The 26,172-nt window shown below is 59.3% G+C and carries 27 protein-coding genes, 1 tRNA gene and 1 pseudogene; 7 read left to right on the top strand and 22 right to left on the bottom strand.

Annotated features, from left to right (window positions below; translation table 11 throughout):
- Window positions 1-141, bottom strand: a pseudogene (locus ABJO75_RS19400) (S-(hydroxymethyl)glutathione dehydrogenase); the annotation flags it as partial.
- Window positions 142-305: 164 nt separating this feature from the next.
- On the opposite strand from ABJO75_RS19400, the gene ABJO75_RS19395 reads away from it, so the two are divergent.
- Window positions 306-917 carry a hypothetical protein gene (locus tag ABJO75_RS19395; RefSeq protein ID WP_348124426.1) on the top strand — a complete coding sequence of 204 codons (612 nt, stop codon included), beginning with the start codon at window positions 306-308 and terminating at the stop codon, window positions 915-917.
- A gap of 3 nt (window positions 918-920) precedes the next feature.
- On the opposite strand, the gene ABJO75_RS19390 is transcribed toward ABJO75_RS19395, so the two are convergent.
- Window positions 921-1,958 carry a quinoprotein relay system zinc metallohydrolase 2 gene (locus ABJO75_RS19390; RefSeq protein WP_348124424.1) on the bottom strand — a complete coding sequence of 346 codons (1,038 nt, stop codon included), beginning with the start codon at window positions 1,956-1,958 and terminating at the stop codon, window positions 921-923.
- Window positions 1,959-2,097: 139 nt separating this feature from the next.
- Between ABJO75_RS19390 and ABJO75_RS19385 the strand changes: the two genes are divergently transcribed.
- Complete coding sequence (locus ABJO75_RS19385; protein ID WP_348124422.1) at window positions 2,098-2,907, top strand: quinoprotein dehydrogenase-associated SoxYZ-like carrier; 810 nt, start codon at window positions 2,098-2,100, stop codon at window positions 2,905-2,907.
- Window positions 2,908-2,919: 12 nt separating this feature from the next.
- Here the strand turns inward: ABJO75_RS19385 and ABJO75_RS19380 are convergent, their stop codons facing one another.
- The 19 genes from ABJO75_RS19380 to ABJO75_RS19290 form a co-directional block, all read right to left on the bottom strand.
- On the bottom strand, window positions 2,920-3,273 hold the full coding sequence (locus ABJO75_RS19380; protein ID WP_348124420.1) for a hypothetical protein: 354 nt from the start codon (window positions 3,271-3,273) through the stop codon (window positions 2,920-2,922).
- Window positions 3,270-3,941: a hypothetical protein gene (locus tag ABJO75_RS19375; protein WP_348124418.1), complete on the bottom strand. Its 672-nt coding sequence runs from the start codon at window positions 3,939-3,941 to the stop codon at window positions 3,270-3,272. The genes ABJO75_RS19380 and ABJO75_RS19375 overlap by 4 nt, the downstream gene beginning before the upstream one ends.
- Window positions 3,942-3,986: 45 nt before the next feature.
- On the bottom strand, window positions 3,987-6,236 hold the full coding sequence (locus ABJO75_RS19370; protein ID WP_348124416.1) for a PAS-domain containing protein: 2,250 nt from the start codon (window positions 6,234-6,236) through the stop codon (window positions 3,987-3,989).
- Window positions 6,233-7,390, bottom strand: a complete 1,158-nt coding sequence (locus ABJO75_RS19365) for an FIST N-terminal domain-containing protein (protein ID WP_348124414.1) — start codon at window positions 7,388-7,390, stop codon at window positions 6,233-6,235. Before ABJO75_RS19365 ends, ABJO75_RS19370 begins: the two co-directional genes overlap by 4 nt.
- A gap of 14 nt (window positions 7,391-7,404) precedes the next feature.
- Window positions 7,405-8,130, bottom strand: coding sequence for a response regulator transcription factor (locus tag ABJO75_RS19360; RefSeq protein ID WP_348124412.1), 726 nt, complete (start codon window positions 8,128-8,130; stop codon window positions 7,405-7,407).
- Window positions 8,131-8,298: 168 nt separating this feature from the next.
- Window positions 8,299-9,501: a hypothetical protein gene (locus tag ABJO75_RS19355; RefSeq protein ID WP_348124410.1), complete on the bottom strand. Its 1,203-nt coding sequence runs from the start codon at window positions 9,499-9,501 to the stop codon at window positions 8,299-8,301.
- The gene (locus ABJO75_RS19350) at window positions 9,498-10,190 is read right to left on the bottom strand and encodes a hypothetical protein (protein ID WP_348124408.1); all 693 of its coding nucleotides are present in this window, start codon (window positions 10,188-10,190) and stop codon (window positions 9,498-9,500) included. The genes ABJO75_RS19355 and ABJO75_RS19350 overlap by 4 nt, the downstream gene beginning before the upstream one ends.
- Window positions 10,187-11,077, bottom strand: a complete 891-nt coding sequence (locus tag ABJO75_RS19345; RefSeq protein WP_348124406.1) for a VWA domain-containing protein — start codon at window positions 11,075-11,077, stop codon at window positions 10,187-10,189. The genes ABJO75_RS19350 and ABJO75_RS19345 overlap by 4 nt, the downstream gene beginning before the upstream one ends.
- Entirely contained in the window at window positions 11,074-12,030 is a 957-nt protein-coding gene (locus ABJO75_RS19340; RefSeq protein ID WP_348124404.1) for a VWA domain-containing protein, read from the bottom strand. Before ABJO75_RS19340 ends, ABJO75_RS19345 begins: the two co-directional genes overlap by 4 nt.
- Window positions 12,023-12,394: a hypothetical protein gene (locus ABJO75_RS19335; RefSeq protein WP_348124402.1), complete on the bottom strand. Its 372-nt coding sequence runs from the start codon at window positions 12,392-12,394 to the stop codon at window positions 12,023-12,025. Before ABJO75_RS19335 ends, ABJO75_RS19340 begins: the two co-directional genes overlap by 8 nt.
- A gap of 2 nt (window positions 12,395-12,396) precedes the next feature.
- On the bottom strand, window positions 12,397-13,296 hold the full coding sequence (locus tag ABJO75_RS19330; RefSeq protein WP_348124400.1) for a DUF58 domain-containing protein: 900 nt from the start codon (window positions 13,294-13,296) through the stop codon (window positions 12,397-12,399).
- On the bottom strand, window positions 13,293-14,240 hold the full coding sequence (locus tag ABJO75_RS19325) for an AAA family ATPase (protein WP_348124398.1): 948 nt from the start codon (window positions 14,238-14,240) through the stop codon (window positions 13,293-13,295). Before ABJO75_RS19325 ends, ABJO75_RS19330 begins: the two co-directional genes overlap by 4 nt.
- A gap of 162 nt (window positions 14,241-14,402) precedes the next feature.
- Complete coding sequence (gene pqqE / locus ABJO75_RS19320; protein WP_348124396.1) at window positions 14,403-15,512, bottom strand: pyrroloquinoline quinone biosynthesis protein PqqE; 1,110 nt, start codon at window positions 15,510-15,512, stop codon at window positions 14,403-14,405.
- The gene (gene pqqD / locus ABJO75_RS19315) at window positions 15,509-15,787 is read right to left on the bottom strand and encodes a pyrroloquinoline quinone biosynthesis peptide chaperone PqqD (RefSeq protein ID WP_348124394.1); all 279 of its coding nucleotides are present in this window, start codon (window positions 15,785-15,787) and stop codon (window positions 15,509-15,511) included. The genes pqqE and pqqD overlap by 4 nt, the downstream gene beginning before the upstream one ends.
- A complete protein-coding gene (pqqC, locus tag ABJO75_RS19310) occupies window positions 15,784-16,533 on the bottom strand; it encodes a pyrroloquinoline-quinone synthase PqqC (protein ID WP_348124392.1) in 750 nt (249 codons plus the stop codon). Before pqqC ends, pqqD begins: the two co-directional genes overlap by 4 nt.
- Window positions 16,530-17,426, bottom strand: a complete 897-nt coding sequence (gene pqqB, locus ABJO75_RS19305) for a pyrroloquinoline quinone biosynthesis protein PqqB (RefSeq protein ID WP_348124390.1) — start codon at window positions 17,424-17,426, stop codon at window positions 16,530-16,532. The genes pqqC and pqqB overlap by 4 nt, the downstream gene beginning before the upstream one ends.
- A gap of 22 nt (window positions 17,427-17,448) precedes the next feature.
- Window positions 17,449-17,544 carry a pyrroloquinoline quinone precursor peptide PqqA gene (gene pqqA, locus ABJO75_RS19300; protein WP_316779674.1) on the bottom strand — a complete coding sequence of 32 codons (96 nt, stop codon included), beginning with the start codon at window positions 17,542-17,544 and terminating at the stop codon, window positions 17,449-17,451.
- A gap of 100 nt (window positions 17,545-17,644) precedes the next feature.
- Window positions 17,645-18,343, bottom strand: coding sequence for a response regulator transcription factor (locus ABJO75_RS19295; protein ID WP_348124388.1), 699 nt, complete (start codon window positions 18,341-18,343; stop codon window positions 17,645-17,647).
- A gap of 9 nt (window positions 18,344-18,352) precedes the next feature.
- A complete protein-coding gene (locus ABJO75_RS19290; RefSeq protein WP_348124386.1) occupies window positions 18,353-19,924 on the bottom strand; it encodes an ATP-binding protein in 1,572 nt (523 codons plus the stop codon).
- 188 nt (window positions 19,925-20,112) lie between these two features.
- Between ABJO75_RS19290 and ABJO75_RS19285 the strand changes: the two genes are divergently transcribed.
- The 3 genes from ABJO75_RS19285 to polA all read left to right on the top strand — a co-directional run bounded on the left by ABJO75_RS19285 (window position 20,113) and on the right by polA (window position 23,579).
- A complete protein-coding gene (locus ABJO75_RS19285) occupies window positions 20,113-20,316 on the top strand; it encodes a hypothetical protein (RefSeq protein WP_348414032.1) in 204 nt (67 codons plus the stop codon).
- Between the two features lie 132 nt (window positions 20,317-20,448).
- Window positions 20,449-20,628 carry a zinc-finger domain-containing protein gene (locus ABJO75_RS19280; RefSeq protein ID WP_348124384.1) on the top strand — a complete coding sequence of 60 codons (180 nt, stop codon included), beginning with the start codon at window positions 20,449-20,451 and terminating at the stop codon, window positions 20,626-20,628.
- Window positions 20,629-20,753: 125 nt separating this feature from the next.
- The gene (gene polA, locus ABJO75_RS19275) at window positions 20,754-23,579 is read left to right on the top strand and encodes a DNA polymerase I (RefSeq protein ID WP_348124382.1); all 2,826 of its coding nucleotides are present in this window, start codon (window positions 20,754-20,756) and stop codon (window positions 23,577-23,579) included.
- Window positions 23,580-23,723: 144 nt separating this feature from the next.
- Here polA and ABJO75_RS19270 read toward each other — a convergent pair.
- Window positions 23,724-23,800 (bottom strand) — tRNA-Arg (locus tag ABJO75_RS19270).
- A 113-nt stretch (window positions 23,801-23,913) separates the two neighbouring features.
- Here ABJO75_RS19270 and ABJO75_RS19265 point away from each other — a divergent pair.
- Both ABJO75_RS19265 and ABJO75_RS19260 read left to right on the top strand, forming a co-directional pair.
- The gene (locus ABJO75_RS19265) at window positions 23,914-24,939 is read left to right on the top strand and encodes a LacI family DNA-binding transcriptional regulator (RefSeq protein ID WP_348124380.1); all 1,026 of its coding nucleotides are present in this window, start codon (window positions 23,914-23,916) and stop codon (window positions 24,937-24,939) included.
- On the top strand, window positions 24,936-26,138 hold the full coding sequence (locus ABJO75_RS19260; protein WP_348124379.1) for a crosslink repair DNA glycosylase YcaQ family protein: 1,203 nt from the start codon (window positions 24,936-24,938) through the stop codon (window positions 26,136-26,138). Before ABJO75_RS19265 ends, ABJO75_RS19260 begins: the two co-directional genes overlap by 4 nt.
- Window positions 26,139-26,172 lie beyond the last annotated feature (34 nt).

The following is a 26,172-nucleotide window of genomic DNA, read 5'->3' as shown; positions in this document are numbered from 1 at the left end:
GCGGGTGAACTCGTCGGTATGGCACAGGCCGGTGGCCTTGACCTCGACCAGAACCTCACCGGCCCGCGGGCCCTCAAGGTTGACCTCCATAACTTCCAGAGGCTTCCCAGCCTCCATCGCCACCGCCGCTCGCGTTCGCATTAACTTCCCCTTGCTCAGGTCTTTCGTCATCAGACGTAAAATAAGAATCTTATAAGAATATGAGCGAGCGTCCTCGACCTGCCAATTCATACCTTGGTTGGTGTCCGCGACGGTGGACTTCATGATGGGCGCGCCGCTAGTCTCACTGCGGAGGAGGATTGCCGATGCAATCAATGCGGACACTGCCCCTGATCTTTGCCGTTATCTGCTTGGGTGGTCCTGGCGCGACGGCTGATTTTTCGGACCCGACCTGGCCTTGCATTCAGCGCAAGGTCGAACGCCTCTCTGTCGGGTTGATGTGGCCGCATCCGATCGAAGAGGTTACTCTGCCTAAACAGACAGAGACCGCGATGAAGGACCTTGTTGGACGGTTCACGCTGCGCCGGCTTGAGTTGGAAGAGATTGCTCCGACGCTTGACGACTTTACCGCCGAATACGGTACTGACCGGGCGCTTCTTGGGGCGGTCTTTGCAAGAACGTTTGACAGGTTGGCGGCTACCCGGACCACGATCATGAAGGGGATCGAGGAATACTCGCTGTCTCAGATCGCGATGGCCGAGAACATCGGTGAAACGCGAACCGAGATGGACAGCTTGCTTGCGGCTGATTCCCCGGATTATGACAGGATCGACGCGCTTGAGGCGCAACTTGATTGGGACGAGCGCATCTATGTGGATCGCAAACAGTCGCTGACTTACGTCTGTGAAACGCCGATCCTGCTGGAAAAGCGGCTGTTTGCGATTGCGCAAATGCTCTTGAACGCGGCGGAAAGCTGACGGCTATTCCCACTCCAGTTCGGTAAAGGCGACGGTCGCGTTGCGCGCGTTGAACGCGTCAAACAGGTGCCAGTGACTGGCCTCGGACGCCGCTATTTCATTGACGGCATCGCCCAAACGCTGCCCACGATCAATCGCCGCCCGCGTATCCCGTTCCAGCACCTTGAGGTAACGCGCAACATCGTCACGACCGGTAGGCCAATCCAGGATCGGCCCTCCATGACCGGGTACAATCTGCGTTGCCGGCAGGGAGGCCATTTCGTCCAGAACGGCCAGCCAACCACGCAGCGAGCCATCAAGCGCCGGTAGGTGCTGATGGAAAATCAGATCACCGGTGAACAGGATACCGGCCTTTTCATCCAGAACTGTCAAATCCGTTCCTGTATGCCCCGTAGGCCAGACGCGAAGGGTGATCGGTCTGTCGCCAAGGTCGATTTGCAGCGTGTCGTCGACGGGAATGTCGGTCGCGACGATGTCCGTGCCAAGAAAGGCAACGGGGCCGATCAAGTCGGCAAGGCTAGCGCGATAGCTCTCTTGTCGATCTGCAAGCGCGCGGTTCAACGCCGCATGCCCGACAAATTCTGCACCGGTATCTTCAAAGGCCGAGGCACCAAAGACATGGTCGGGATGCATGTGCGTCAGGATCACGTGACTGACTGGCAGATCGGTTTCGGCACGCACAGCCCGCCAGATCGCCTCGCCCATCCAGCGGGCGCTGCCGGTGTCGATGATCGCAACAGACGTGTCGCCGATAATAAAACCGATGTTGGACACGTCACCGCGATTATCCGCATTGGGTTCGGCAATTTGCCCGCGATGCGCAAACAGGCCGGGCGCGAGTTCGTCAAAGGACAGTACCTCTCCCACGGGTTGGCACGCGGGCTCGGCGGTTGCGTGGCCCGCAGGAAGGTGCGCGGGGGGATGTGCCGCAAGCGCCGTTTCGCAAGCGAGTCTTGTTACAGCCTCATATCCCGGCTGCAAGGCGTCGCGACATTCGCCCCCGGAGGACAGCAGACAGATCGTGAGAATTGCCTCGAACATTCAAAGCCCATTTTTGGCGTTGAGTTTAATGTGCCGGGGAACGCAACTGTGAACCAGCCATACCAATGACTTATATATTTCTGCCTGTTTTTATGGCATACCAGCGCCCAAACGTCCGTGATCTGAAAGGAGCGATGCGATGAAATTTGCATGCGCCGCAGTTTTCGCCGCTAGTTTGGCACTGCCTGTCCATGCCGAAACATCGGCCCCCAAGAACCCGCTGAGCGATAGTGAAACCTGGGTAGAACTCCGAGGTGATATTGTTGGCGACGTGGCAATCACGGACGGTGCTACGTTGTTTGAGGTAGATGCCCCGTACAGGGCGCATGATGCGGCAACCGTTCCCATTCACATTCGGCAAATTGACAACGCGTCGCCGATCGAAAGCGCGATCATCGTGATCGACGAAAACCCGGCGCCGGTGGCGGCTGAGCTGAGTTTCGGACCATCCATGGCGCCGCTGGACATGGAAGTGCGGGTGCGGGTGAACATGTATTCCAACGTGCGCGTCATCGCCAAGACCGAGGATGGACTGGCGATGAACGGGCGCTTTGTAAAGGCATCGGGTGGTTGTTCGGCTCCTGCAACCAAGGACCCCGAACTTGCATTGGCTTCGATGGGTCAAATGCGATTGAAGTATTTCGAAGACGTGCCACAGATGTCTTCGGCCCGCCGCGAGGCACAGATCATGATCCGGCATCCGAACTATTCCGGGTTACAGCGTGATCAAGTGACGCAACTCTTTATCTCGGCGCATTTCATCGACACGCTCGAAGTGTATCAGGGTGATGATATGCTGTTCACCATGGAAGGCGGCATTTCGATCAGCGAAAACCCGGTGTTTCGGTTCAGCTATTCGGACAATGGCACGCCCGCCTTGCGTATCCGTGCGACCGATACGGATGGCAACGTCTTTGAGCAGACCTTGATCAAATCCGGACATACCTGAACCGACGACCGCTCAGAAGCAGATGATTTCCGCCTCGGCCTGCGCGCGGCGCAGGTCGGCAACGATCGCGTTTGCCATGGCTGCGGTGCGAAATATCGACATCCGCTCGCCACCTGTCAGACGCAGGGACAGAACGGTCTCTGCCTCGACATATTTGTCATAGGGCAGGATTGACGCAATCACATCGATCGAGCAGGAACATTTCTCAAGTACACTGCGGCTCTGCCCGTTCGTCGCCATGCAACCGAAAACATAGTCGGCCCGCGCGGCGGTCGGATAGTCATTCAATCGCTCCTGCACCGATTGTGCCGACGCGATCGGGGCAATCATCAGGGCGGTTGCCAAAGTGGTCGCAGCGCGGATCATTGTGCGGTTTCCGTGTGGTCAAATGTCATTACTGACGAATAGATCGGGTCGCCGGCATCCGCAGCCGGGACATGCGCCGCGAGCATCAGATACCAGCCGGGCGCATCGTCTGACATACTGACGGTCATCGCCAGTTCGTCAAACCCCTGCATCCGGTCCGCGTTGGGGTCGCCCTTGAACGGGCGTAGCGTGACATCGACGGTTTCAACGGTTTCGCCTGCGATGATGGCCTGTCCGTTGCTCACATCGGCGGGCTGAATCAACGCTTCTTTCACACGGTTGCGGATATAGTAGGGGCTGCCACCGGCAGTTTCCGCCATGTCGCGTACAACGGTTTCAACAAAATACATAATGATCGGGTTGCCGACACTGGCCGGAAAGGTGCCGATATTGTGGTATTTGTCGTCGCGGGTGAACTTCAGCAGCGCCTCTGGCACCTGACCATCGGCAAAGGACAAGACGATCTTGCCGGTGTCACGCTCCTGGGTTTCCGGTTTGATGCTGTTCTGCACGATCCGGTTATATATCAGCTGTTGGTCCAGATCGAGATCATCCAGTGTGCTGCCCTTGAACAGCAGGTCATAGGTTTCCGGCCCCGAAGTTTCGGCTGCCGATGCCGCGCCTGCGAGCATCGCGAGTGCAGACACGATAGTGATGAGCTTGCGCATGTCCGAATTCCTCCCCGCCTGACCCTATCTCACAGGCTTGTGCTGTCATGCGATACTTTTGTCGTGGGCCATTGCCATGTTTTGTAAATCCGGCCGTGTCTTGACATCAATCATCCGGCGCAGGCGCGACAGATCGACAGGTTTGGTGAGAACCGAAAAGTCATCTTCGGTCCCCATCCGGGCCAGTGGAACACCGCGTTCGGCTGTGATCATGATTGCCGGCACCACGGCAGCGGTCTTTGCCCGGACGCCCCGGATCGTTGCGACGCCGGTGTCGTCACCGTCCAGTTGATAATCCGCGAGGATGATGTCCGGGGCCACGCCGATGTCACCCACCAGTTCCAGCGCCTCTTGCGTAGATCTCGCGCCAAGAACGCTTGCGCCCCAGCTTTCCAGCTTTTGCACTGTTGCGAACAGAACGTCCGGGTCATTTTCGACAACAAGCGCGATCAGATCCATGGTGCTGTCTGGTTCGTAGATGGCACTCAGCACCGGGAGCGGCGGACGGGGTTCGTGTTTCACGATCTTCATCTCGATGGAAAACACCGATCCGACGCCCGGTTTCGAACGCACGCCAACCTTGTGCCCGAGATGTCGGCAGGTCCGGTCCACAATAGACAGCCCCAATCCCATGCCCGACCCGGCAGGGACGTTTTCGGCGCGGGTGAATTCCTCGAAGACGCGCATCTGGTCCTTGTGGGCGATCCCGATGCCGGTATCCCAGACTTCTAGCGCCACATGATCGCCACGGCGTCGGCACCCGACCAATACGCGTCCCTGATCGGTGTACTGGATCGCATTCACCACTAGGTTCTGGATTGATCTCAGCAGATAGCGCTGGTCGCTGCGCACCCAGGTGGTGCAGGGCACCATATCCAGCTGAACACCCTTTCTGGCGGCCACAGGTTGCTGATCCTCGATCACCGCCTGAATCAGGTTGCCGAGACAGAATTCCGTCGGGCTCAATTCCGATCCGGTGCTTTCAAGTCGCGAGATATCCAGCAACGCGTGCAGCAGGGTTTCCATCGACGTGAACGATCCGTCCAACCGTTCGACCATGCTGTTCAGCGGCGTATCCTTGGCCATGTCCTGCAAGGTCGAAATCAACAGTTTGGCGGCATTGATCGGCTGTAGCAGGTCATGGCTGGCCGCCGCTAGAAACCGGGTCTTGGACGACACCGCGGCTTCGGCCTCTTCCTTTGCCAGCCGCAATTCTTCTTCGGCCTGCGCCTGTTGCTCGTATTGTTCGGTCAGAAGGAGGTTTGCCTGTGTCAGTTCCGAGGTCCGTTCCTCGACCCGCTTTTCCAAGAGGTCGGTGGTTCGCGATTCCAGCGTCACGTCCTTGATATCGGCGAGAAACCCTCGATCGGGCAGTTGGTGGACATGCAAGTCCAGAACCCGCCCGCCCGCGTGACGCAACCGTTCGCGAAACCGCCCTTCTTCGCGGAGGGTTTTCAGCCACCTGTCGGTGCTTGCCAGTTCGTTGGCGGCGTCCGGATAACTGTCACTGATGAAGTCGAGAATCTGTGAAAACCGGGTTCCGTTCTGGACGAGCGTGAACGGCAACCCCAGCAAATCCCGGAACCGGTCATTATAGATCATCACTGTGCCTGCACGCGAAAAGGTGCAGATGCCGATGCTCATATGGTCAAAGGCCGATTGCAGGTAATGGGCCTGCATGTCGATCAGCTGGTCTTTTTCCAGCCGGTTCTTGCGCACGATGTCGGTAATCTCGGTCTGCAAGAGGATGACGTTGTCGAGATTTGTATGCTGCTGGCTGATCTGGAACCAGCGATCCCCGTGTAATTCCAGCACAAAGGATGAACGGTTGGTCTTGCCGCCTTCCTGTGCTGCGGTGGTCAGGTCCTGTTGCGTTCGTCCGCCATCATCGGCCAGATGCCGGCTGGACCTGAGCGCATCATAATACCCGGCAAGGTCAAGCCCGGGCAGGATGCGATCCGTGATATCAGGCATCAGCGATTTGAACAGGTCGTTGCAAACCTGCAGCTTGCCATCCGCAAACAGCGCGAACCCACCTTCCATGGCAGACAGGGCGTCCGACAGGTTCTTTTGCGTCTGTTCCCGGTCAAACCGCAGCAATTCAAGCTCATTGGAGGCAAGCTCCAGATCGCGTGTCTTGGCCCAAATCTGCCCTTGCAGGGCAATCGCGGACTGGAATGCGGAATAGGCAGAATTGCCCACGTCGTTCTGGCGTCCGGCACGCCGCACAAGCGCTTGGATGATCTTGGTCTGCTTGGCGACCTGAACTTCAAGCGGATCGTCGGGATTGATCAATGCAGGTCCCGCTTTTTCGGTTCATAGAACGCCACGCCTACGAATGTCTGGTTCACGTGCACGCCGCAATGCTGTTCGCCATAGGTGTTAAAGCCAAGCACACGGTGTCCGCGCAGGATTTCAGAGGCGGGACCGGTCAGATCCTTCTGATCAATTTCGAGTTTGCGCAGGAAACAGTCAAAGCCAAGGATGAAATCGGGAGGCTTTCCCAACGAGCTTTTGACATTGAGTTCGTCGTAAAGTGTACGCAGGATCTCCTGTCCGCGTCCCAATGTCAGCAAGAGCCCCGTGTCGATGGCGGACAGGAAAGACAACGCACCCCCGTCCTGTACCCCCTGAATGGCGCGAACGTGATACAGTTCGTGATTGCGCACGAGCACCGGGTTTTCCGCAAAGACCTGAGGGGATAGCTCATCGACCTGCACCCCGACGAGGCGTGCGTATTCCTCGGCGGCAGGCGACCCATTGATTTCAAGCGCCAGCCGTTCTTCAGGCAACGCATCGGTGACGACCATTTGCGCCCCGGTCGGCAGGAAATGATCAAAACCGAGACCGGCAAATTCCAGATCGGTTTCGAGCAGGATGACCAGCGCCGCGTCACTGTGGAACCTCCCCATATGCAGGACCGAGGTTTCCTTGAAATTCAGCCCGTTGCCCGCAGATCCGCCAAAAACCGGCATGTCCTCAAGACCCGATTGCAGCGCAGCGACAAGCACGTCCTCCTGTTTGGAGAGTCCGTCCGAAAAGGTCAGCGCAAGCCGGCTCCAGTTTGCAGTTCTCTGAAATTGCGCAGACAGTTTGCGCACATCCGAGGCAACCTGTTTGATCGACAGTGGCTTGAGCGGCGAGATCAAATGCGTTGCGCAGCGAAAATGCGCCTTTGAGAAGGACAGCACCAACAGCGCGTCGGTCTTGTAGCCTTCGGGCGTGATTTGCCCGGCCGTTGTGCAACCAAACATCGGCACACCCGCGAATTGCGCGTTCAGGGCCGTGGCAATGGTATCAGGGTCAAGGCCGTCCGGCACGAATACCAATAGAAAGCAGGCTCCCTTTGTGTCCAATTGCGCTGCGATATCGTTTACCGCGGCGGCTGCATCCCGTTCGTAGGATACGGCCGTGTCAACGAACGCAGGTTTCGAGGGCACCTGAAGCATCTGGTGACTTCCTGTTAATGGCTCAAAAATGCCCGTGCGTCGACTTCACCATTCGCGTCGGCACCACCCAAATTGGCACTCTCGACCAGAACGGCGGCCTGCGTGCGATTTTGCACGCCAAGGCGGCGCAGCAAGGCAGTGATATGCGCCTTGACCGTGGCCTCGGCCAGCGACAGTTCATAGGCGATCTGCTTGTTGGGTTTGCCGGCGCAGATCAGTTTCATGATCCGGGTTTGTTGCGGCGTCAGGTCGGCAATTTTGCTGGTGATGTCCTGAACCTCGGCGGGTCTGGATGAAGGGCGGTAGGTTCGCCGGTGTTCGGGTGGCAGGTATTTGCGGCCCGATCGCACTTCGATGAGGGCATCCCTGAGAACCTGTGCCGAGACGTCCTTTTGTATGAACCCGGCCGCGCCCGCATCCATCAGCGTGTAAACGATTTCGGCCGAAGTCAGTGCCGAGATGACAAGGATCGGTGTATCGGCGAGCTTTTCACGCAGGCGTAAAAAGCCGCTCAGCCCGGTCACGTCAGGCAGTTTGAGATCCAACAACACTAGATCCGGTTCAAACCCCGGTTTCAGATGTTTGATCCCATCGCCCAGCGTCGTGGCCGTTTCTATGCGGCATCCTTTGAACACATGGGCCAGCGCGACAACGAGGGCGTCGCAATAGAGCGGATGATCATCGATCACCAGCACCGATTGGATGTGGCAAGGGTCTTGCCCCACTGCAACATGCTTCATCGAATAGTCCTCCCGGCGCAAAGCGTAGCAAAGTTCGCCGCGACTAGGCAACAAAACAAACCACCAAGGTTCGCAACTTATAGCGAGCCGATAAGTGACGACTGGAATTTCTGGGAGGACGGTCTGCAAAGTGCGGCGCAGATGCACTGCGTTTCCTCGCTTCTAAGATCATGCTCCTGATGGTTTTCGCGACCGATTGCTTGTGGCCAACAGAAATTCCCTTGCAAACCGTAATGTATCCGGTGCGGTGTCAATTGAACCGAACACCGCATTGTCGAACTGGCGCAGCAGTTTTGTGGTCTCGGGGCACCGACCGTCCTCTTGCAGGATCGCAACGGCGGTGCGCCGTGTTCCTGCCAGATCTCCGTTTCGTGCCGCGCGACGCAATCGCCGGTACAATGGATTGAAAACTGGAATTGCCTGCAGTCGCTTAAGCCCCGAGAAATTTCGCCCGAGCAACAAAACCAAAAATCCAATGAACAACGCGATGATTCCGGTGCCGGCGATCAGGGCCGTGCGCTGTGTGGCGGAGGCAGGTGGCGGAACGGGCTCGGGCAGATTGGCTTCATCCATCGCGACGCGTTGTGCCGTGATGGTTGCGCTGTGCGCCTGTCGTGTCGTGGTGTCGAAATAGTCGAATGTCAGCGGTTCGAGAATGGCAGATCGTGAACGGCCAGGCCTTATGGTCCAGCGCCAGAACGCGATAGAAACCGGCCCTTGCGGGGACAGTTCCACAAGCCGCTGTTCCGGATGGGGAAAGATCATCGCGCTTGGCGAGGTCAACTCTGGCATTGGCGGGATCATGTCCGGTGACGCGCCGACCGCTCTTATCCGGATGATCCGCAGCACGCCTTCGCCTTCTTGCAGTTGATCGGGTGCGTTGGACCATTGGTCCGAGATTTCAAGCCGCCGCACCGGGAGCCACCATCCGTCCATCTGCGGAGCGGGGTCGACATTGATTGTCAGCGGTTGGGATCGAATATCGTGATCGAACCAGTCGTCGCCTTCGTCGGTCAATGTCAGATGATGTACAAAAGGATCGATGGTCAACTTTCCGGCTTGTTCCGGAAACAGGGCCATACGCCGCTTGAAATTCTTGACCTTTTTCCCCCGAACCTGGGTTTCATACCAATGATCCTCGCCCAACTGCATCCAGTTGAAACCTTCAAGGGCAGGCTGGATCAGCTTTTCACGGGTGATGTGACGGCGATAGACGCCGTGTATGGTCACCAGAACCATTTCGCCCTGAAAGGGGGTCACCTCGGCATTCTCGATGGTAACAGTCAGTTCGAGATCTGCTGGGTTTACCTCGCGCGTTTGCGCCTGTGCCAGCCCGGCCGCCAGTACCAACCACAGGATCAAACCCCTCATCTCGGATCCTCCGGTTCCGGCTGAGCCAACCCCAGCTTGGCGCGTCGCTTGTGTTCGTGTTTGATCCGCGCGGCAAGATATTCGCCCGGCACGTCCGACAGTGTTGCCAGCCACCGGGTATTCGCGACCATGAACTTGTCGTCGAATTGTTTGCGAACAGCGCGACGCCCGTGGCTCTCAAGCTCGGGAAGGCCGAGCAATGCGCCGGTGTTCGTTGTCTCGTCTCCGGCCCCTGCCGCGCGGGCGTTGCCCTGTGCGATGGACGATTTGACCGCCGCCGCTTCTCCGCCATCCTTTTCGGAAAACCAAACAGCCGCCGTATCTGGGTCCAGCGCAAGCCCCGCATAAAAGGCCGCAAGCAGGTCGAAATTGGCGTCCGCGTCGGGATCACCGGTCATGCGCGCCGCATCAAAAGCTTCCAGTGCGGCGGCATAGTGGCCTGCTTGCGTTTCCGCGTTGCCAAGGTTCAGCATCGCTCCGGCGCTGCGAAACTCGGTCGCGGCGCGATCAAATTTTCCGGCCCGGTAGCGCGCGGCCCCTTTCCAAGCGGGGTCCTGAAACAGTGGTGCTGCCAATGACGGCAGCCCCAATGCCATGAAAGCCCGGCCCAGCGGAGCGCTGCCGCCCATCACCGCCGAGCCAACCAGCGCGACCAGCGCAATAACCGTGATCCAGCGCAGCGGGTTCATGCGGCGCGCCTACTGAACAGAAGCAGCACAAGGAGCAGGCCGGGCAATAGCAGATAGCGCCCCCAATCGGCCCAGAACAACAGTGGATAGTCTTGTTTTTCAATCCGCTCGCGTCCCGATGCGCCAAGAAACGCAGCCAGTTCCTCGCTTTCGCCAGCGATAAAGAGATGTCCGCCGCCAGTGCGGGCAAGGGTTTCGGTCGAGGGCGAGGTCTGCGGGGTGACGACCGACAACCTTGCGCCGCGTGCTGCGATTTTGGCGGCGGCGGACAGCGCCGCCGGACCGATGCCCTCGCCATCGCTGATCAGGATCACATCACCGGCCAGAACCTGCGCGTCCTGCAAGACCTGTTCGGCAAGGGTCAGGCCAAGCTCTGGTCGGCTGCCCGGGTCGGGTATGGTTTCGGCCCCGATCAGCGAAAGTGTCAGCCCCAGCTGGCGGGTGTCTGCGGTCATATCGGTCGCCAGATAGGCATCCCCGCCGTAGACGATCAGCGCTGCGGGTCGGCTTTGGAGGGAAGCGACGCCAAAACGCCCCATGGTTTGCAACTCTGTCCAGTCTTCGCTTTCGGTGGCCGAAAGCGAGGCATCAAGCACAAGGACGACGCCATCTAGATTGCGATAGGATGCTGCGTCGCGGCGTTCGACTGCTGGACCGGCAAGCGCAATGGCAACCAGTGCGGCGGCGGCGAGGGCAAGCAGACCGCGCCGCCCCGTCCCGGCCTCCTCGACCCGTCCGAGCATGCGCAATGCGGCCAGCATCTGCGGGTCCATGACCTGCTCCCAATCTCCCAATCGGGCCCGCCGTCGATGCAGCACCAGTGCCGCCACAACCAACAGAGGCAACAAGAGCAGCCAGAAGGGTCTGAGCAGGGAGACGTCCATCATCCTTGTTCCCGCCACGCGACCCCAAGCAACAACAGTCCACCAAGCGCGGCTGGAAAAACCCATAGTTCTCGGAACATTTCTGCCGCCAACCCGTCGCTGTCGGTGACCTCAAGCCGGTCCAACGCGGCCGTCACCTCTTGCAACTCGTCAGTCGTGCGCACGCGAAAGCTGGTGCCGCCGCTGAGATCGGAGATGGCCTGCAAGGTGGCCGCGTCGACAACGCCGCGTTCGCCCGGCGCGCTGCTGGCAAGATCCTTGGGGCCAAGCGCAATCGTGTGTACTCGGATGCCAAGATCGGCTGCCAGCTTGGCGACGCCGCGCGGGTTCGTGGCCCCGGCGTTGCTGATCCCATCTGACAAAAGGATGACAACGCGCGATGCGGCCTCCGAGTGTTCCAGACGTTTCAGCGCAAGCCCCAAAGCGTCAGAGATATTTGTGGCCCGCCCGGAAATACCAATCGTGGCCTCTTCGATCCTGCGGGCAATGGCCTCGGTGTCAAACGAGAAGGGGGCGGCGTAATAGGCTTCGGAGCCGAACACGATCAACGCGACCCGGTCACCGGCACGGCGGCGCACGAAATCGGCCCCGACCGATTGTACCGCCTGCAACCGAGTGACCTGTTCACCATTCAGATCAAAATCATCGCGCACCATCGAGCCTGACAAGTCAATCGCGATGGCAAGGTCGCGGCCCGATACCTTGAGTGCCGAGACCGGTGCCAGTTGGCGCGGGCCCGCAAGCGCCAGAACCAGCAGGATCCAGATGAGTGTGACCACCACCTGTTTGCGTAAAACGAACGCGCCTGCATCGCCAGCCCCTGACAGAATACCACGTCCAATCCGGTCCGGGACCATCAGTGCGGCACCGCGCGTGTTGCCGCTGGGCAGGAACCGGACCGCCAGCAGCGGCAATGGCAGTAACAGCAGGAACAGCGGGTCGGCCAGTTCAATCATGCCGTGCGACCTCGGCTTCGAGGGTCGATATGTCTGGCGCACCACCGGGCGCATAAAGCTGAGCTGACAACGTTTCAAATTTGTCGGGTCGCTCGGACTTGAGCAGGTGGAGAAGCGCGAGGTGGCGCTCGCTGTCTGGCAAAACCGCCAACGCCGCGAGCCTGTCTTGCGGGCTGGCCTCTCTTGGCTGCTTTCGCGGCACGGTGATGCCTCGCATGATCAGGCCAAGAAGCATCGCGACAATCAGCGCACAGCCGACAACAGCGAGCAATTCGGCGATCAGACCACCCGGCGCATCTGCGGGCAGGCGGATGTCGTGCAGCCCGTTCAACATCGCCTCGCGTGTGAGTGCGCGGTCGGCCATGATCAGGGCTCCCGGTCGGGCGGAAATGCCGCTTGCAGAACGCGCGCCGTTGTCGCGACATCTTGCCCTGAATCTAGACGCAGGACCGGAAATCCGGCGATTTCGGATGCGGGCTCGGCCCGGTCCTGCCCGGTGATCCTAGCGCGTCGGCGAGACCCGTCGGGCATTCGGATCGGATAGACACCGGGAGGCAGGTTCTCGGCAACGTCGTCCACCACCGAGATCAGACGGGGCGTTCGTCGTTGCGAGATTTGTCCGAGCCGGTCACGCAGGTCGGGGCCGGGGGTATCAAAACCCGATGCGATCACGATCTCTGCGCCTGTCGGGGCGACCCGGTTGATCCGGGCAAGTGCGCCGTCCAATACCGGGTCGTTCCGTTCACCGGCCAGCGCCAGTTGAAGCGCTGCGTCATGCGCCCTCACAAGTCCGCCGATCAGGGCCAGCATTCCGCGAATGCGTCCCTTGACCGAGACGACCACCGGCTCTGCAGCCCCGATGGCCAGCAGGCCCACGCGCCCCCCTTGTTCGATGATGCGCCATCCGATCAATGCAAGGGCTTCGGCAACCGCGACAGAGCGCAGGGCCCGCCGGGTGCCCCACAGCATTGCGGGCCGAAAATCGGCAACCAACAGCGTTACACGGTCACGCTCTTCCTGAAAGGACCGTACATGCAGGGTGCCGGTGCGCGCGGTGCTGCCTCGGTCGAGATGCCGTATATCGTCGCCTGCGACGTATTCGCGAACATCGGCCATTTCCTGGCCGTGACCACGCCGCTTGGTGACGAACCCGCCCGGCAATGCGGCGAGCACGGTGTTATCCTCGTGATGCAGGGCCAACGAGCGCAGCGCAATCAACGTCTCGGCGCGCAGGGCGATGCCCGGCATATCGAGTGCGGCACTCACAAGGGCTCTACTGTGGTGACGACGTCCGCGATCAGGTCGCGTGCGGTACGCCCTTCGGAAACGGCGCGCCACGTCATGACCAGCCGATGCGACAGCGCGTCTGCCGCAACCGCCTGTACATCCTCGGGCAGGGCGTGGTCGCGCCCGGCCAGATAGGCACGGGCCTTGGAGGCGGCGGCCAACGCCAGAGAGCCACGTGGCGAAACGGCATGGTCAATGTCATCCGCAAACGGGGCATGCCGTGTCGCGGTCACCAGCCGAACGATATAGTCACGCAGCGGAGAAGACAGGTGCACAGCCATTGCCGCCGTTTTGGCGGCGCGAATGTCGTCCAGATGCAGGCGCACCGGCTTGGCAATCGGGCCCTGCCTTTCGGCCTCGACCAGATCGAGAATCCGCCGTTCGGTGGCCGCATCGGGTAGTTCGAGAACCACATGCATCAGGAACCGGTCCAGTTGTGCTTCGGGCAGCGGGAAGGTGCCGTCGTGTTCAATCGGATTTTGCGTCGCAACCACGAGGAAGGGGTCGGGCAAAAGATGGGTTTCATTGCCGCTGGTGACCTGTGCTTCGGCCATCGCCTCCAACAATGCGGATTGCACCTTTGGCGGGGCGCGGTTGATCTCGTCCACCAGAACAAGATTGTGAAACACCGGGCCGGGCACGAACTCGAACGCACCGGTCTGCGGACGGAATACCGGCGTGCCGGTCAGGTCTGATGGCAGCAGATCGGGCGTACATTGTATCCGCGCAAATCCGCCTTCGATGGCGTCGGCCAGCCATTTGACCGCGCGCGTCTTGGCAAGGCCCGGCGCGCCTTCGATCAGCAGATGACCCCCGGCCAATACGCCGATCAGCAAACGTTCGATCAATGCGTCGTGCCCGACCAACCCGGATGCAAGATGGGCTTGCAGTGCGCCCAGCCCGGTGCCTGTTTTTGCGTCCATGCCGCCTCCCTGTTGCGTGCCAGAATGCATATGCACACGCGCAAAGGCTAGCGCCAACGGGAGCGCTCTCAAACACAGCCCATAGTCTAAGTCGTATCTGTGGCTCGCAACTGCACTGAATGAGAGTGCGGCGTTACACCGTTTGAGCCAGTTATCGGTCAGTTACTCGGCGATTTCCGGCACCGGTTTTCCGGGGGCTGTGCGGTAGATCAGATCGGCCGTGTCGTTGTGAGAAAAGGCATCGGCCTTTGCCTGAAGAGCACCGTGATGCGGGGATTTGATGCAAACCGGATCGGTGGCATTGGCATTCCCGACAACAGCCATGGCCTGACATCGGCAGCCGCCAAAATCCTTGAGCTTGTTGTCGCAGCTTTGGCAGGGTTCCTGCATCCAGTCGGTACCGCGATAGGCGTTGAAGGCTGCGCCGTCGTACCAGATGTCACGCAAGTGGCTGTTACGCACATTGTCAAATTGCAGATGCGGGATTGTCTGCGCGGCGTGGCAGGGCAGGACCTCTCCATCCGGCGCGACGTTCAGCCCGGTTGTGCCCCAGCCGCCCATGCACCGTTTGGGAAAGTCGGAATGATAGTCGGCGGGAACGTAGTCGATCACCAATTTGCCCCGCAGGTCTGCGCGGGCCTGTTTGACGATCTTGTCCGCCTCGCGTGCCTGTTCATGGGTGGGCATCAGCCCATCACGGTTTTTCATGGCCCAGCCGTGAAACTGAACGGTCGCCACCTCGATCCGGCGCGCGCCCATTTCAAGTGCCATTTCCAACGCGCGCGGCAGTTGATGCAGGTTGCGGCGATGCAAAACCGCGTTCAGCGTCAGAGGAAAGCCGATATCCTTGATCCATTCGGCCACCTGCATCTTGCGCGCGAACCCTCCGCGATAGCCGCCGATCGAATCCGCCATCTCGGCATCGGTGCCTTGCAGCGACAACTGAATATGGTCCAGCCCGCATTCGTCCAGCGCGCGCAAACGCTTTTCTGTCAATCCGATGCCCGAGGTGATGAGGTTTGTGTAAAGACCCGCCTCGCGGGCAGCACTCACCAAATCGATCAGATCGCGGCGACTGGCGGGTTCTCCGCCAGAGATATGCAACTGCAGCACACCAATTTCAGCGGCCTCGCGAAAGACGCGCGTCCAGGTTTCGGTATCCAGTTCCCTGTCCTGTTGCGCCAACTCCAGCGGGTTGGAACAATAGGGGCAGGCCAGCGGGCAGCGATGGGTCAGTTCTGCCAGCATGGCGATGGGGGGCTTTACCGTCATGTGCGCACCTCAAGAAACCGGCGGTTTTTGAGCGCGCCCAGAAACCCTGCCGTGTCCTTGGCGATATCTTCGACGGGTGCGTTATATTTGGCCGAGAGTATGTCAGTGATCGCCTGAAAGGTCCGCTCGCCATCAATCTCGGACAGGATCGCATGCCCAATGCCGTCCAGTGTGATTGCCCGTTCCGGCGCCAGCAAGACCCAGCCGTCACGCACCTTGTCAAAGTGCACGCGCACACCGCGCGGCAGATAGGGGATATCGGACTGGTCGATCATGACGCTTTGGCCATTGCCATGCCTTCGCCGGGCACCCAAGCGCCGGGCGGGATGCGTCCGGGCTCTACATAGGCCGCGTAAAGCGCGTCAAGCTGCGACCACAACACATCGGTTTTGAAGATCAATGCTGCGGCAGCGGCATCCTGTTTTTCTTGTGTGTCCGCGTGATCCAGGACCCAAGACAGGCCAAAGGCCACGTCCTTGGGCGCCTCTTTCAACCGATTGCGGAAATAACTGAGGCTGCTGTCATCGGCGAAATCATAGTTCTTCAACAGCCCTTGAATGCGATCCGCGTGGATTTTGGGGGCGAAGAGTTCGGTCAGCGAGGCCGCGATCGCCTCAAGCAGAGTTTTGTCGCGCACAAAGCGGACATAGGCATCAACCGCAAACCGGGTTGCGGGCAAAACCCCCCGGTTGGACGCCACATAGTCCCGATCAAGACCAACCGCCTGGGCCAGTCGCAGCCAGCGCCGAATGCCACCTTCGTTGGTGTCGGTGCCATCGTGGTCCTCGATTCGGCTCCGCCACATGCGGCGCAAGTCCGGGTCTTCGACGCGCGACATGAAAGCTGCGTCCTTGATCGGGATCGAATGCTGGTAATAATACCGGTTGATCACCCATGCGCGCACCTCCTCGGGGGAACACTTGCCGCCATGCAACAGGTGATGGAACGGATGCTTGTCGTGGTATCGTTCAGCACCGATCTGGCGCAACCTGTTCTCAAACTCTTCGCGTGTCTGGGTCATGGTGTCACCTCCAGTCCGTCCTGTCCCACAACCCAACCTGCAGCCTCTGCTTCGGCCCTCTCGGCCGAATTCGGGCGCAGCACCGGGTTGGTGTTGTTCATATGTACAAAAACCCGTTTGCCGACGTTTAGGTCTGCAAATGCGGCGATCGAGCCGTCTTTGCCTGACATTGACATGTGACCCATCCGTTTGCCGGTCTTGCTGCCCAATCCGGCGCGCACCATTTCGTCGTCGCGCCACAGTGTTCCGTCGAAAAACACCAGTGCGGCATCGCGCAAACGATTCCGCAGATCATCACTCAATTTGGCACAGCCGGGGATGTAATAGGCGTCCTGACCATCGGCCTGCAGATGTACACCGACAGTCTGCTCACCAACCAGTTCGGTTTCGACAACGTCGCCTTCAAGATACAGCGGCACCTTGCCGGGCACCGGAAACAACGTCGCCACAAGGCCGGGCGCGATCTCGGTCGGCTTATCCAGTGTAACGGTCTGGCGCGTGACAACTGATGCATTCAACGCCGCAAATATCGGGTTTTCATTCAGGACGTCATGAATGCCAGCCGTTGCAAATATCGTAAACGGTTGCATTTCGCGCAGGGTCAGCAACCCGGCAACATGGTCGATATCACCGTTGGTAAGCAGGACTGATCGCAGCGGCATCTCCCGTAATCCGGTTGGATGCAGGGCCGGGCAATCAGCTAATTGTTGTCGGATGTCAGGTGACGCGTTCAAAAGCGCCCAATCGCGTCCGTTGGCCGAAAAGGCGACCGAGGATTGCGTTTGCGCAGGTATCTGACCGGCGCGGGCAAGATTGCAATTTTCGCACCCGCAATTCCATTGGGGCAGTCCACCCCCGGCGGCCGCCCCAAGTATTCTTGCACGGAAACCCACCTGGTTTCCTGTCAATGTCTGTTCAGAACAGGACGCCGTCGTCGTCGCCGTCGGGTCCGTACATGTTGATTTCCATGCCGCATTCGATTTCGCGGATTTTGGGTGTGTTCCAGGACATGATTTGCTCCTCCCGTGGGTTTCCATTTTGTTGATCTTACCTTGTCCGTGCCGGCCGAGTTATTCAAAGCCTAAGTTCTAAGAAAATATAAATGCGCATCCTAATCAGCGTCTTGTCCACTCTCGGGTGCGACGCCATCGAGCATGAACCCCCGGTTTCGAATGGTCTTGATCTCAAAGCCAAACGCGCGCATCGGGTCGAGCTTTTTGCGCAGATAGCCGACATACACGTCGACGACGTTGCCAGAGCTTGCCCCTTTGTCTGCCCAAAGGCGCTCAAAGAGCTGGTCGCGCGACAGGGTTTCTCCTTTGTGTTCGGCGAACATCATCAGCAGTTCAAATTCGCGCTGGGTGAGGGTGACCTTGTGCCGTCCACTGTCGATGCTCCACTCAGTCGGATCCAGCCGGGCAGGGCGTGGTTTTGCGGGTGTCGCGCGCCGTTCCTGCACTTTCAGTCGGGCCACGAGTTCGTCAAACGAGAACGGTTTGACCACATAATCGTCGGCCCCGACCTCGAGACCACGGGTGCGGTCCTCAACTTCGGACAGGGCGCTCAGCATCAGGATCGGGGTGCGATGACCGGCCTCGCGCACCGCGCGCACGAGGTCAAAGCCGCTATCTTCGCCGATCATGACATCAACGATTGCGGCCGCGACTTCCGAATCCCCGAACCGGGCAAGCGCCGTATCCACCCGGTTCTCCGCAAGCGTGGCATACCCGTGCAGTTCCAGCCCGCGTGACAATGCGGAGAGGATTTCCGGGTCGTCGTCGACGATCAGAATGCGGGCGGGCGTGCTCATGAGGCAAGGTTAGTGCGGGTCAAGCGGGATGCCCACTGTTACTTTGGTCCCGGTTTGGCCGTCCGCCGGTGGGCTCGTCAGCGTGATCTCGCCCCCTTGTTCCTCGACGACCCATTTGGCAAAGGCCAGCCCGATTCCAAAACCCTCCGATGCCGCCGCGCTGCGACTCTGGGCGAAGCGTTGAAAAATCGCCTGCTGGTCTTCTCTGGCGATCCCCGGCCCGTTGTCTGTGACGTCCACACGGCCCATCCCGGCCTGCTTGTGAACGCTGAGGTTTATTTTGCCTCCGCTGCGCGCGTGACGAATGGCATTCTGGATCAACCCGCCGATGATTTGACGCACCCAGTTGGCATCACCTCTGACCATCACGGACGGACCGTTCGGCCCAGTCAGGGTCATGCCTGCGCTTTTGACTTCGGCATCCAGATTGGTCGCAGCCTCGCGCGCAGTCATTGTCAGATCAAAAGGGGCGGCAGTCAATTCGAGCTTACCCGATTCCGAGCGGGCGATGCGCAGCAGGTCGTCGATCCTCCGATTCAACCGCAGCGCCCGGCTTTCGATCGTTTCAAAGGATGCCTCGGCGTCGGGGGTGGCTTTGCGTCCGATCTGCGCCTCCATCAAAATGACGGTCAGCGGGGTGCGCAACTCATGGCTGATGTCGGCAAAAAATCTGCGGCGGTTTTCGTCAGTGAGTGCCAACGCTTCATTTGCAGCGCGCAGCTCCTTTGTGCGGGCGGCAACTGTTTCGCTCAGCCGCGCCCATTCGTCTTCTACGTCGGACCTGCGCGCTGCAAGCGCGCTGGCCATGCGGTTTGTTTCGGTGAACAATTGCCCGATCTCGTCCCGGCGATCTTCAGGCAGCGTTATGTCAAAATCGTCTTGGCTGATCTGCCGCGCCGCGCCCTTCAGCTGTTTCAGACGGTGAAATTGCGGACGCACGAGACCGAGATAGAACAGAGCCAGCAACAGGACAGTCGCCACCGAAACACCCATGGCAACATAGATCAGTCGCTGGCGCAGCGCAGTAATGCCGGCGAGAACCTCGTTGCGCACCCGCAATTCACCGGTGATCACGCCGTTCAACAGGGGATCGAACCCAATGGAAAAGCTATCGATATGGCCCTGCAGTCGCTCGTGGTTGGTGACATCCGACAGCAGTGCATCGCGGGTCGATGCGAACAATGCCTCCATACGCGCAATCCCGAGGCTTTGAGTGGCGCGGCGGGATTGTTCGTTCAGACCCAACCGGTCAGCATCGACGACCGCCTGCGCGTGATCGACTCGCAGGCGCTTGAAAGTGGTTTCGATATTATCTGACAGGTTTGACAGGCGGACTGCGCGAATCTCTGGGCTCAGGTCGGATTGCAGTGATTCAGAGGCCACGACGATAAAACTGGCAATCTGGGTCGACAGGATTGCATATCGATCAATGCGATGCTCGGCAGCAAGGGCTGCGTCCAGACGTTCGGCGACGCGGTTCATTCCGATGACTGTGACGGCGGCACCAATAAGGGCAACCAGACCCAGCAAGCCGGCACCGATGCCCAGACGGGCCTTGAGAGAGAAGGCAAAGCGGCGCATCGGGTTGGTGTTCGCTCCTCCATGGCAGATTTCATGGTTGCCAGATTTGCGGGCAGTTCTCTGGAAGTTCTAGCCAAATGGCTCGATAGCGGACCATCAACCAACCTGTTACCACCGCAGATTAGGAATCTAGCCGGATCTGTGCGATATTGGACCGATACTATTGTATCAGTTGACGAGAGGTTTTCATGATTGAGCTTATATTCATTGTTTGTCTTGCCGGAGCGCCCGGTGATTGCGAAAAGCGCAGTTTACTCTACACCGATATAACGCCGACAGCTTGCGTCATGCGGGCACAGCCCGAGTTGGCGAACTGGATCAATACCCATCCCAGATGGAAAGTCGCGCGTTGGGCCTGCCAATCCGTCCGGCCCGGTGAGCACGAGATTTAGACAAACGATCCTGTAGGCTAGCCGTTGTAGACGGTTGCAGCGCCATCGCGCTCTTGCCCCCGGTTTTCGCTTGGCTCATAAACGACCCCAAGCATTGGCACGTTTTCCAAGAACCGGAAGGACCGCAGCGAGATGACCATCCAAGCCCCGGAAACCAAGACCGTAGACAGCTATCGCGTCGCCTGCGACGGTGGTGAGGGCGCGTTGGGTCATCCGCGCGTCTGGCTGTCAATTCCACATGACCGGGGCTGGGTTGAATGCCCCTATTGCGATTGCAAATACGTGCACAAGGATCATGCCGACACGGCCTGATCACGGGTGGCTCCGGGTTGGGACACTTTGCCTTGGCACGTGGTTTGCCGGGCAGGACATACGGGCGGGCTTATCTGCCACCAAAAGGCGGCAGGGTCGCAAACAACACTCTGCACTAAAGAAACATGGCTACCGGGGGACGCGGTTTGGGGGATACGACATTCGGCAAGGGCTGCCATCTGCATCTGATTGATGGGTCTGCCTTTATCTTTCGCGCCTATCACGCCTTGCCACCATTGACGCGGAAATCCGACGGACTGCCCATTGGGGCGGTTGCGGGGTTCTGCAACATGCTGCACCGCTATGTTGAGGGCAACAACGGTCCCGATGCACCAACCCATGCGGCGGTGATCTTTGACAAGGGATCGCATACGTTCCGCAACGACCTCTATGATCTGTACAAGGCCAACCGCGAGGCGATGCCCGAGGATTTGCGCCCGCAAATGCCGCTGACCCGGCGCGCCACCGAGGCGTTCAACATCGCCTGCAAGGAACTGGAAAACTACGAGGCTGATGACATCATCGCGACGCTGGCCTGTCAGGCCCGCGAGGCCGGTGGGCGCGTCACCATCATCAGTTCCGACAAGGACCTGATGCAATTGGTCGGCGACGGCGTCGAGATGCTTGACGCGATGAAGAACAAGCGCATCGACAGGGACGGTGTGTTTGAAAAATTCGGCGTCTTTCCGGATCGCGTGGTGGATGTGCAGGCGCTCGCGGGCGATAGCGTTGACAACGTGCCCGGCGCACCGGGGATCGGTATCAAGACGGCGGCGCTGTTGATCAATGAATACGGCGATTTGGCAACGTTGTTGGACCGCGCCAGCGAAATCAAACAACCCAAACGCCGCGAAACGCTGATTGACAAACGCGATCAGATCGAGTTGAGCAAGCAACTCGTGCAACTGGATTGTGCCACGCCGCTCGACTTTGGCCTCGACGATCTTGATGTGCGAGAACCTGACGCCGACGTCCTATTGCCGTTTCTCGCGGAAATGGAGTTTCGAACCCTGTCGCGTCGCATCGCCAGCCAGTTGGGAGTCGAAGCGCCGGTCATTGAAGAGGCATCTGCGCCGGCAGCGGAGGCCGACGCACCCGAAGCGCCAGCGTTCGATCAGGCCGACTATAGCTGTGTCAGCGATGCCGAGGTGTTGCAGGGATGGGTTGATCAGATTCGCGAACGCGGTTGGGTGGCCGTCGATACCGAAACCACCGGGTTGAACGAGATGATTGCCGATCTGGTTGGTGTATCCCTGTGTGTCGAACCGGGGCGTGCCTGCTACATTCCGCTGATTCACAAGACGAGCGCAACTGAGGACCTGTTTGGGTCAGACGAGTTGGCCGAAGGGCAGATGCCGTTGGACGACGTGCTCGCGCTATTGAAACCGGTCCTTGAGGACCCGGCGATCATTAAGATCGGGCAGAACATCAAATATGACGCCAAGATTCTTGCACGCCATGGTATCACGGTTGCTCCGATTGATGACACGATGCTGATGTCATATGCGATGCATGGCGGAGAGCACGGGCATGGCATGGATACGCTGAGCGAGCGCTATCTCGGTCACACTCCGATCCCGATCAAACCGCTGCTTGGAAGCGGAAAATCGGCGATCACCTTTGACCGGGTGCCGCTGGACAAGGCCGTCAGCTATGCCGCTGAGGATGCGGATATCACCCTGCGCCTTTGGCAATTGTTCAAGCCGCAATTGCATAAGAACAAGGTGACCACCGTATACGAAACGCTTGAGCGCCCATTGGTCCCGGTGCTCGCGCAGATGGAGATGCACGGCATCAAGGTCGACCGTGATACGCTCAGCCGCATGTCCAATGCCTTTGCGCAGAAGATGGCAGGCCTCGAGGCCGAGATCCACGAACTGGCGGGCGAGAATTTCAACGTCGGCTCGCCAGCGCAACTGGGCGAGATCCTGTTTGACAAGATGGGACTTGAGGGCGGCAAGCGCGGCAAGACCGGAAAATACTCCACTGGGGCCGATATTCTCGAAGATCTGGCGACGGAACACGAACTGCCGCGCCGTGTGCTTGATTGGCGGCAGCTCTCGAAACTTAAGTCGACCTATACCGACGCGCTGCAGACCCATATCAACCCCGACACGGGGCGCGTTCATACCTCTTACGCGATTACCGGGGCAAACACCGGCCGCCTGGCTTCGACCGATCCGAACTTGCAGAACATTCCTGTGCGCACAGAAGAGGGCCGGCGCATTCGCGAGGCTTTTGTGGCCGAGCGAGGCAACGTTCTTGTATCGCTGGACTATTCCCAGATCGAACTGCGTATCTTGGCGCATATCGCGGATATTCCCGCGCTGAAACAGGCCTTTGCCGACGGTTTGGACATCCACGCGATGACCGCGAGCGAGATGTTCGATGTGCCGCTGGACGAGATGACACCCGAGATCCGCCGACAGGCCAAGGCAATCAATTTCGGCGTGATCTATGGGATCTCAGGCTTTGGACTGGCCCGCAACTTGCGGATTCCGCGCTCCGAGGCGCAGGGGTTCATCGACCGCTATTTCGAACGCTTCCCTGGGATCCGGACGTACATGGACGAAACCAAGGCCTTTGCGAAGGAAAATGGCTATGTCCAGACGCTGTTCGGGCGCAAGATCCATACGCCGGAGATCAATGCCAAGGGGCCGCGTGCCAGCTTTGCCTATCGTGCGGCGATAAATGCGCCGATTCAGGGCACCGCTGCCGACGTGATCCGTCGGGCAATGGTCCGGATGCCTCCAGCGATCGAAGGGCTCTCGGCCCGGATGCTGCTGCAGGTGCACGACGAACTGTTGTTCGAGGTTGCCGAAGATGCTGTGGACACCGTAGTTGAACGCGCACGCGATGTGATGGAGAACGCCGCCAATCCCGCGGTTCATCTCGACATCAAGCTGACAGCGGATGCAGGGCAGGGTGCAAACTGGGCCGAGGCGCACTGACCGGAACCATTGCGTCCCGGTTGAACGAGTGCGGCACACCAAGCGCACCTAACGATTCGACGCCCGATCTGCTAACTAGAACGTAGCGAACGTCGCAAGAGAGACTGCAATCGCTTGGCGACTCAGGCGTGACCAATCGCCCACTGGTGACCCCGGCAGGATTCGAACCTGCAACCTGCCCCTTAGGAGGGGGCTGCTCTATCCAGTTGAGCCACGGGGCCACGGCGACCCTCTTAGCGTGGAAATATGCGATTGTCATGGGGTTTGCGGCAGAGTTGATCCCGACGGTATGTTCGCGATAACATCCTTTCAGCATACATAGAAAGATTGACCCTTGTCGCTTGATTCCAAACGCCCTCTGACGCTGCGCGATGTCTCTGAAGCATCCGGCGTTTCCGAAATGACGGTCAGCCGCGTGCTGCGCAATCGAGGGGACGTTTCGGACGCGACCCGCAAGCGTGTGCTCGCCGCGGCCAAAGAGCTGGGGTATGTTCCCAACAAGATCGCGGGGGCGCTGGCATCAAGCCGGGTCAATCTGGTTGCTGTCATCATCCCGTCATTGTCCAACATGGTTTTTCCCGAGGTGCTGACAGGTATTAACCAGGTGCTTGAAGATACCGAGTTGCAGCCCGTAGTCGGGGTCAGCGACTATATGCCGGAAAAGGAAGAACGCGTTCTTTATGAAATGCTGTCCTGGCGCCCGTCCGGTGTAATCATTGCCGGACTTGAACATTCGGACGCCAGTCGCGCCATGCTGCGGGCCGCTGGTATTCCGGTGGTCGAGATAATGGATACCGACGGCGTGCCAGTGGATGCCATGGTTGGCATTTCGCATCGCCGTGCAGGGCGCGAAATGGCGACCGCAATACTGAAGGCAGGATATCAACATATCGGGTTCATGGGGACCAAGATGCCGTTGGATCATCGTGCGCGGAAGCGGTTTGAAGGCTTCACCGAAGTCTTGGCCAAGAACGGCGTCGAAATTGAAGATAGGGCTTTTTATTCCGGAGGCTCTGCGCTCGCCAAGGGCCGCGAGATGACGCAAGAAATGCTTGAACGCTCGCCTGAACTCGATTTCTTGTATTATTCCAACGATATGATTGGCGCCGGTGGCCTGCTCTACCTGCTGGATCAGGGTATTGATGTGCCCGGACAGATCGGATTGGCGGGGTTCAACGGAGTCGAACTCTTGCAGGGGCTGCCGCGTAAGCTTGCGACGATGGATGCCTGCAGGCTGGAGATCGGGCGGACAGCGGCCAAGATCGTTGCCGGACGGTTGGCAGAGCCAGATGGTGCACACAATGACAACGTGACCCTGACGCCGACCATCGCATATGGCGATACCCTCAAGAGGCGATGAGCGTCGCGACGCTCGGAAACCGCGCCGCGCGGCATCTGTTTCTTGACCGGCACGCCCTGGCTGAACAGCCTGCTGGCCCAGCCAAAGGCGAAGACCTGCACGCGCTGATCCATCGCCTGGGATTCGTGCAGTTGGACAGCATCAACACGCTGGCCCGCGCCCATGATATGATCCTTTATGCCCGCCGTCCGACCTATCGGGCAAAGCATCTTAAGCGGCTCTATGAAAAGGACCGGGCGCTGTTTGAGCACTGGACTCATGACGCCGCAGTCATTCCGATGGATTTCTATCCGCATTGGCAATTGCGGTTCCGGCGGGATGCGGAACTGCTGAAGCACCGATGGCGCAACTGGCGCCGGGACGGATTTGAGCAACAGTTCCAGACGGTGCTGGATCATGTGCGTGATCACGGGGCGGTCTGTTCGTCGGATGTCGGCAAGGATGAAAAGAAGGGCGGCGGTGGATGGTGGGATTGGCATCCGTCCAAAACGGCGCTCGAGTTTTTGTGGCGCAGTGGTGCCCTGACGGTCGTGGGGCGTGACGGGTTCCAGAAGCGGTATGACCTCACCGAGCGCGTGATCGACAGTGCGCAGGATGTCCCCGATCCCGAGGAAACTGTCGATTGGCTTTGCGGCGGCGCGATTGACCGGTTGGGTTTTGCCACTTCGGGCGAAATCGCGGCGTTCTGGGATACGGCGACACCCCAGGAAGCAAAGGAGTGGTGCGCACGGGAACTGGCGCGCGGCACGCTGGTTCCGGTCGATATCGAAGGGCACGATGGCCAGCTGCGCCGCTGCCTGGCACGACCGGATGTAGAGGACGCGGCAGGGCAGGCACCAAAGCCACCGGGCCGCATTCGTGTTCTCAGCCCGTTTGATCCGGCCTTGCGCAATCGCGACCGTGCTCAAAGGCTGTTTGGATTTCACTACCGGATCGAAGTCTTTGTTCCCGCAGCAAAGCGCAAATACGGCTATTACGTGTTTCCCCTGCTCGAAGGGGATCGTTTGATTGGGCGGATTGACATGAAAGCGCAGCGTGATTGTTGTTGTTTGTCCGTTATCGCTCTGTGGCCGGAACGCGGAGTCCGTTGGTCAGGGGCGCGAACCACGCGATTGATGGCCGAGCTTGAGCGCGTCTGCCGGTTTACCGGATTGGACGATATCAAGATGGAAGACGGCTGGCTTCGAGCTCCGCTTTAGACCGACAACAGGCCGCGCGCCTGAGACCAACGCG

The sequence above is a fragment of the Sedimentitalea sp. genome (assembly GCF_039973035.1).
Classification (GTDB): Bacteria; Pseudomonadota; Alphaproteobacteria; order Rhodobacterales; family Rhodobacteraceae; genus Sedimentitalea.
The sequence above is the reverse complement of the archived record's forward strand: the minus strand, read 5'-3'. Positions and strand labels throughout refer to the sequence as shown.

Coding starts and splice junctions, on each gene's coding strand:
- ABJO75_RS19395 (WP_348124426.1), top strand. CDS start 306: ATGCAATCAATGCGGACACTGCCCCTGATCTTTGCCGTTATCTGCTTG.
- ABJO75_RS19390 (WP_348124424.1), bottom strand. CDS start 1,958: ATGTTCGAGGCAATTCTCACGATCTGTCTGCTGTCCTCCGGGGGCGAA.
- ABJO75_RS19385 (WP_348124422.1), top strand. CDS start 2,098: ATGAAATTTGCATGCGCCGCAGTTTTCGCCGCTAGTTTGGCACTGCCT.
- ABJO75_RS19380 (WP_348124420.1), bottom strand. CDS start 3,273: ATGATCCGCGCTGCGACCACTTTGGCAACCGCCCTGATGATTGCCCCG.
- ABJO75_RS19375 (WP_348124418.1), bottom strand. CDS start 3,941: ATGCGCAAGCTCATCACTATCGTGTCTGCACTCGCGATGCTCGCAGGC.
- ABJO75_RS19365 (WP_348124414.1), bottom strand. CDS start 7,390: ATGCTTCAGGTGCCCTCGAAACCTGCGTTCGTTGACACGGCCGTATCC.
- ABJO75_RS19360 (WP_348124412.1), bottom strand. CDS start 8,130: ATGAAGCATGTTGCAGTGGGGCAAGACCCTTGCCACATCCAATCGGTG.
- ABJO75_RS19355 (WP_348124410.1), bottom strand. CDS start 9,501: ATGAGGGGTTTGATCCTGTGGTTGGTACTGGCGGCCGGGCTGGCACAG.
- ABJO75_RS19350 (WP_348124408.1), bottom strand. CDS start 10,190: ATGAACCCGCTGCGCTGGATCACGGTTATTGCGCTGGTCGCGCTGGTT.
- ABJO75_RS19345 (WP_348124406.1), bottom strand. CDS start 11,077: ATGATGGACGTCTCCCTGCTCAGACCCTTCTGGCTGCTCTTGTTGCCT.
- ABJO75_RS19340 (WP_348124404.1), bottom strand. CDS start 12,030: ATGATTGAACTGGCCGACCCGCTGTTCCTGCTGTTACTGCCATTGCCG.
- ABJO75_RS19335 (WP_348124402.1), bottom strand. CDS start 12,394: ATGGCCGACCGCGCACTCACACGCGAGGCGATGTTGAACGGGCTGCAC.
- ABJO75_RS19325 (WP_348124398.1), bottom strand. CDS start 14,240: ATGGACGCAAAAACAGGCACCGGGCTGGGCGCACTGCAAGCCCATCTT.
- pqqE (WP_348124396.1), bottom strand. CDS start 15,512: ATGACGGTAAAGCCCCCCATCGCCATGCTGGCAGAACTGACCCATCGC.
- pqqD (WP_348124394.1), bottom strand. CDS start 15,787: ATGATCGACCAGTCCGATATCCCCTATCTGCCGCGCGGTGTGCGCGTG.
- pqqC (WP_348124392.1), bottom strand. CDS start 16,533: ATGACCCAGACACGCGAAGAGTTTGAGAACAGGTTGCGCCAGATCGGT.
- pqqA (WP_316779674.1), bottom strand. CDS start 17,544: ATGTCCTGGAACACACCCAAAATCCGCGAAATCGAATGCGGCATGGAA.
- ABJO75_RS19295 (WP_348124388.1), bottom strand. CDS start 18,343: ATGAGCACGCCCGCCCGCATTCTGATCGTCGACGACGACCCGGAAATC.
- ABJO75_RS19290 (WP_348124386.1), bottom strand. CDS start 19,924: ATGCGCCGCTTTGCCTTCTCTCTCAAGGCCCGTCTGGGCATCGGTGCC.
- ABJO75_RS19285 (WP_348414032.1), top strand. CDS start 20,113: ATGATTGAGCTTATATTCATTGTTTGTCTTGCCGGAGCGCCCGGTGAT.
- ABJO75_RS19280 (WP_348124384.1), top strand. CDS start 20,449: ATGACCATCCAAGCCCCGGAAACCAAGACCGTAGACAGCTATCGCGTC.
- polA (WP_348124382.1), top strand. CDS start 20,754: ATGGCTACCGGGGGACGCGGTTTGGGGGATACGACATTCGGCAAGGGC.
- ABJO75_RS19260 (WP_348124379.1), top strand. CDS start 24,936: ATGAGCGTCGCGACGCTCGGAAACCGCGCCGCGCGGCATCTGTTTCTT.